Origin of the sequence: Pantoea sp. CTOTU49201, assembly GCF_032054795.1 — a bacterium.
Lineage (GTDB): Bacteria > Pseudomonadota > Gammaproteobacteria > Enterobacterales > Enterobacteriaceae > Pantoea > Pantoea symbiotica.
The window spans coordinates 1-5046 of sequence record NZ_DAMBSA010000348.1 but is presented as its reverse complement, the minus strand read 5'-3'; the positions used below and the strand labels follow the sequence as shown (position 1 = coordinate 5046).

The 5046-nt window shown below is 54.3% G+C and carries 5 protein-coding genes and 1 pseudogene; 3 read left to right on the top strand and 3 right to left on the bottom strand.

The genetic code is table 11. The features are described from left to right. Positions 1-156, bottom strand: a 156-nt coding sequence (rplY, locus tag RTY00_RS19635) for a 50S ribosomal protein L25 (RefSeq protein WP_312665655.1), incomplete at its 3' end; no start/stop codon positions are given. 131 nt (positions 157-287) lie between these two features. After that, on the bottom strand, positions 288-2042 hold the full coding sequence (locus RTY00_RS19630; protein ID WP_312665653.1) for a DEAD/DEAH box helicase family protein: 1755 nt from the start codon (positions 2040-2042) through the stop codon (positions 288-290). 166 nt (positions 2043-2208) lie between these two features. Here RTY00_RS19630 and rsuA point away from each other — a divergent pair, with 166 nt between their 5' ends. The 3 genes from rsuA (at position 2209) to RTY00_RS19615 (ending at position 4846) form a co-directional block, all read left to right on the top strand. Further along, on the top strand, positions 2209-2931 hold the full coding sequence (gene rsuA, locus RTY00_RS19625) for a 16S rRNA pseudouridine(516) synthase RsuA (protein ID WP_061717809.1): 723 nt from the start codon (positions 2209-2211) through the stop codon (positions 2929-2931). Positions 2932-2943: 12 nt separating this feature from the next. Beyond that, positions 2944-4137 carry a Bcr/CflA family multidrug efflux MFS transporter gene (locus RTY00_RS19620; RefSeq protein WP_312665651.1) on the top strand — a complete coding sequence of 398 codons (1194 nt, stop codon included), beginning with the start codon at positions 2944-2946 and terminating at the stop codon, positions 4135-4137. 382 nt (positions 4138-4519) lie between these two features. Continuing rightward, on the top strand, positions 4520-4846 hold the full coding sequence (locus tag RTY00_RS19615) for a hypothetical protein (RefSeq protein WP_008105027.1): 327 nt from the start codon (positions 4520-4522) through the stop codon (positions 4844-4846). Here the strand turns inward: RTY00_RS19615 and RTY00_RS19610 are convergent. Further along, positions 4840-5046 (bottom strand): annotated as a pseudogene (locus tag RTY00_RS19610) (microcin ABC transporter ATP-binding protein); the annotation flags it as partial. The gene RTY00_RS19615 and the pseudogene RTY00_RS19610 overlap by 7 nt on opposite strands.

The window sequence follows — 5046 nt, the reverse complement described above, 5'->3', positions numbered from 1 at the left end:
AACCTGCACGTTCATTACAGCATCGTGGTCCAGTTCGATAGCAACTGGTGCTTCATTTCCGCCATAGATGATGGCTGGGAATTTGTTTGCTACACGCAGGCGGCGGCTCGCACCCTTACCCTGGTCTTTACGTACTTCAGCGTTAATAGTGAACATTTGATGTCTCTTCAATAATTCCTGCTACAGGCGACCCAGCAACAGGACGGTTATTCAAACTGCTTTTACGGATGCAAAAGCGGGCGGCATTATAGCCCCAATGATGCCGCAGGGGCAAATGATTCCGCCGCTTATCGCAGCTCATTGGCGCGACGATAACGGCCCTGATAATCAAACATTTTTTCGCGGATCTGCCAAAAATGGCCTTTTGCGCGTGCCACCACAAAGTCCGGATGGCGTAATAAAGGCTGTAAGGCGATCACATCTGCTGCGGTTTGCCAGCCAAGTTCCACGCCTGGCGCGCGCTGATGCGGACGCATAAACAGCTGCTCAAAGGCTTTACGTTGTGCTGGCGTTTGCAGGCGAAAACGCTCGCTGACGCTGGTGCCATCTTCATCGAAATAGGTGGCTTTCAGCCATTCACCTTTGTCATCGCGTCCTTGCTCCAGCACCATGCCAGCACAGCGCAACACGCGCGCATCTTTCAGTTTCAGCGCGGCTTTCAGCATGTCATCCGGGTCGACCAGAATTTTGTCGCATTGATTGCAGCGCCGCGCGGCGATGTCATTCTCGGCGCCGCAATCCGGGCAGCTTTTAAAGCGGAAGCGGTAATCACACTGCTCGCGCTCGCCTTCATCATCTTCCAGCACGCCCTGACAGCGGCGACCAAAATGCTCAATGATGTGACCATCTTCAGTGGTTTTGCCCCAGAAGGTATTGGCGAATCCGCACGCGGGACAAAACACCTGCACCGGCTGATTGTCGCTGGCACCTTTCGGCGCGCCGACTTCAGGGGTAAAAAGATCGTGTGGATTTCCGGCGTAATCCAGCACCAGACAATCGGTTTTGCCGGGCGACAGGCGCAAACCGCGACCGACAATCTGCTGATAGAGGCTGACGGATTCGGTAGGGCGCAGAATGGCGATCAAATCAACGTGGGGCGCGTCAAAGCCGGTGGTCAGAACGGCGACGTTGACGAGGAACTTCAGCTGCTGCGCTTTAAATTCAGCAATCAAGCGGTCACGATCTTTCACCGCCGTTTCCGCCGAGACCAGCGCGCTGTTTTCGGGCAGCAGCGTGAGAATTTCACGGGCATGTTCCACGGTAGAAGCAAACACCATCACCCCGCGTCGATCTTCAGCAAACTCAGCAATCTGCCGGATAATATGCGGCGTCACGCGATGCTGTTGTTTCAGCTCGCGGTTGAGATCGGCTTCGCTAAACAGCCCATTATTCTGCGGGATCAGACGGCTGAAATCGTACTGCACCACCGGCATATCTAAGCGCTCCGGCGGCACCAGAAAGCCGTGTTTAATCATATAGCGCAGCGGCAGCTCATAAATGCAGTCGCGGAACAGTGCTTTCTCATCACCGCGCACCATGCCGTGATAGTGGAACTGGTAAATCCAGCCTTTGCCGAGACGGAAGGGCGTGGCGGTCAAACCCAACAGGCGCAGCTGCGGATTATGTTGCCGCAGGTGGGCGAACAGCAGCTGATACTGGCTCTCTTCGTTATCGCTAATGCGGTGACACTCATCGACGATCACCAGCGAAAAGGCGCTGTCGAAGCGATCGAGATTGCGCGCCACCGACTGCACGCTGCCAAACACCACTTTGCTTTCGCTCTGCTTGCGCTGCAAACCGGCGGCGAAGATGTCGGCTTGCAGGCCATACGCCTGATATTTACTGTGGTTCTGCTCCACCAGCTCTTTCACGTGGGCCAGCACCAATACTCGTCCGCGCGCTAACCGCGCCAGTTCAGCAATCACCAGGCTTTTACCCGCGCCGGTCGGCAGCACAATCACCGCAGGCGTAGCATGGCGACGAAAGTGGTTGAGCGTGGCGTCAACCGCCTCTTGTTGGTATGGGCGCAGGGTGAATGACATCGGGGCAAACTTTTTTCTGGAACGGACGCGCATTATGGCATGAAAGCCAGTTAAACGCAGGTTCACTACTGTTAGCAGTCTAAGGATCAAGCTATACTGCCCACACTTTCTTAACGGACAAAAACACCGTTTCAGTTTCCCCCGCAGTAACAGGCAAAGCGAATTCATGCGACTCGAAAAATTCATATCTCAGCAACTGGAAGTTAGCCGTGCTATCGCTGGACGCGAAATCCGCGCCAAAAAAGTCACCATTAACGGCGAAGTCGTGCGCGATGCGGCTTACAAAGTATTGCCAGACGATGAAGTCGAATACGACGGCAATCCACTGGTGGTGCAGCAAGGCCCGCGCTATTTCATGCTGAACAAGCCGCAAGGTTACGTCTGCTCAACCGACGATCCCGATCATCCCACCGTGCTGTTCTTTATCGAAGAACCAGCGGCGTTCAAGTTGCATGCGGCGGGACGTCTCGATATCGACACCACCGGTTTGGTGCTGCTGACCGACGATGGCCAATGGTCACACCGCATTACCTCACCGAAGCATCACCTGGAAAAAACCTATCTGGTGGAAGTCGAAGAGCCGATCGATCCAGAACTGGTTGAGAAGTTTGCTGCAGGTGTACAGCTGCACAATGAAAAAGAACTCACCAAACCGGCCGTGCTGGAGATTCTTGATGAGAAAGCGGCACGCTTGACCATCAGCGAAGGGCGCTACCATCAGGTCAAACGCATGTTTGCGGCGATGGGTAACCATGTATCGGCGCTGCATCGCGAACGTATTGGTGACATCGAGCTCGATGAAGATCTCGGTGAAGGTGAATATCGTGAATTGACCCAGCAAGAGGTCGACAGCATCGGCCTGCCAGAAGAACTCAAACAACGCAAATAGCGGGAGAACGCGGTGCGCAAGGAAAAGAATTCACCGGTTGGTTTAGTGGTCATCCTCGGATTGCTGGCGATGTTGATGCCGCTTTCGATTGATATGTATCTGCCGGCCATGCCGCAAATCGCCCATGAGTTTGCGGTTTCGGCGGGCAGCGTGCAGATGACGCTCAACCTCTACATCCTCGGTTTCGCCATTGGCCAGTTAGTGTATGGCCCGCTGGCAGATAGCTACGGACGTAAACCGGTGATTGTGCTGGGCACGCTGATCTTTGCCTGCGCCGCTGCGGCTTGTGCGCTGTCACAAACTATCGATCAGCTGATCTTTATGCGCTTCCTGCACGGCTTATCGGCCGCCGCTGCCAGCGTGGTGATCAACGCCTTAATGCGCGATACCTACTCGAAAGAGGACTTCTCGCGCATGATGTCGTTCGTGATGCTGGTGACCACCATCGCGCCTCTGCTGGCGCCGATTATCGGTGGCTGGCTGCTGTTGCTGTGGAACTGGCACGCCATCTTCTGGACGCTGGCGGGTGCCGCGCTGATCACCACGATGCTGGTGGTGACGCAAATCCGTGAAACGCTCAAGCCCGAACAGCGACAGCGTTTTCATCTGCGTACCACCTTGGGTAACTTTGTGGCGCTGGTGCGCCATAAACGCGCCTTCAGTTACATGCTGGCGAGCGGTTTCTCCTTTGCCGGATTATTCACCTTCCTCAACGCCGGTCCGTTTGTGTACATCGAAGTGAACCACGTTTCACCGCAGAACTTCGGCTATTACTTTGGCCTGAACGTGGTGTTTCTGTTCGTGATGACACTGATCAACAGCCGCGCCGTGCGCCGCTTTGGTCCGGTGAAAATGTTCCGCCTGGGATTGGTGATTCAGTTCGCGATGGGCGTTTGGCTGCTGATCTCCAGCGCGCTGGATTTAGGTTTCCTGTCGCTGGTGTTTGGCGTGGCGATGTTTATTGGCTGCGTCTCAACGGTATCGTCGAATGCGATGGCGGTGATTCTGGATGAGTTCCCGCACATGGCGGGCACGGCTTCTTCACTGGCGGGCACGCTGCGTTTTGGTGTCGGTGCGTTAGTCGGCGCGCTGCTCTCGTTAGTCAGCATTAACAGCGCATGGCCGATGGTGGCTACGATTGCGCTGTGCGCCACCATCTCGATTGTGCTGTTCACTTATGCTTCACGGCCTCAACAGGCAGCGTGACATCCTCAAGGTCGCCATGAACGGCGACCCTACATATCCTGAATCTTTCCGTAGGGTCGCCATTCATGGCGACCTGGCCTAACTTAAATCTCCTCCCTCACTCGCTAATCCCCATTCATTCGTTATGCTTAATGTTTCCATTATGTGAAAATTTAGAGATAAAAAAGTAACGAGATTGCGTCTAAAATGATTGTTAACCGCAGCCGAACACGGTAAACATAGGCATAAATGTGAGAAGCCTCGCAAATTATAAATTGGCTACATGCTTTGTGCTTAAAACGAGAAGGCAGACTGAATTGGTATTCAGAGCTAACCAGGTTGGGATTCACCACGTTATGCCGTCGTCGTGAATAAAGTTAACGTCTCTGGGGGCCGTATAACTATGCTGCAACTTTCCGTTGTGCATCGCTTGCCACAACATTATCGCTGGTCGCTTGAACATGCAGGTGAAATTGAGCGTCAGGAAGCGGCGAATGGCGTACATGCCGAAGATTTAGTGGTCCTGCGCCTGCTGAGCCACGATGGTCATCCGGCACTGGAAATTCTGCACCAGCTGAAAGAAACGCTGGCGCAGATTCAGGTCGAGTGCAAAATTGCCCAGTGTGAAGGGCAACCTTGTCTGCTGATTCAACGCGATGACGAAAGCGCGACCAACTGCTGCCTGAAAAATCAGGGTGTCGCTATCGCCGAAACCTTCGATGGTCACTGACTCAGATCTTTTCCCTGCGCTGACGCCAGTAGCTGCCGCGTGTAATCGGCTGCTGGTGCGTTAAACAGCGCTTCGCAATCACCTTGTTCCACCACTTCGCCCTGACGCAGCACAATCAGCTGATGGCAGAGCGCGCGTACCACCTGCAAATCATGACTGATAAACAGATAGGCGAGCTGATGCTGTTGCTGCAAACGACG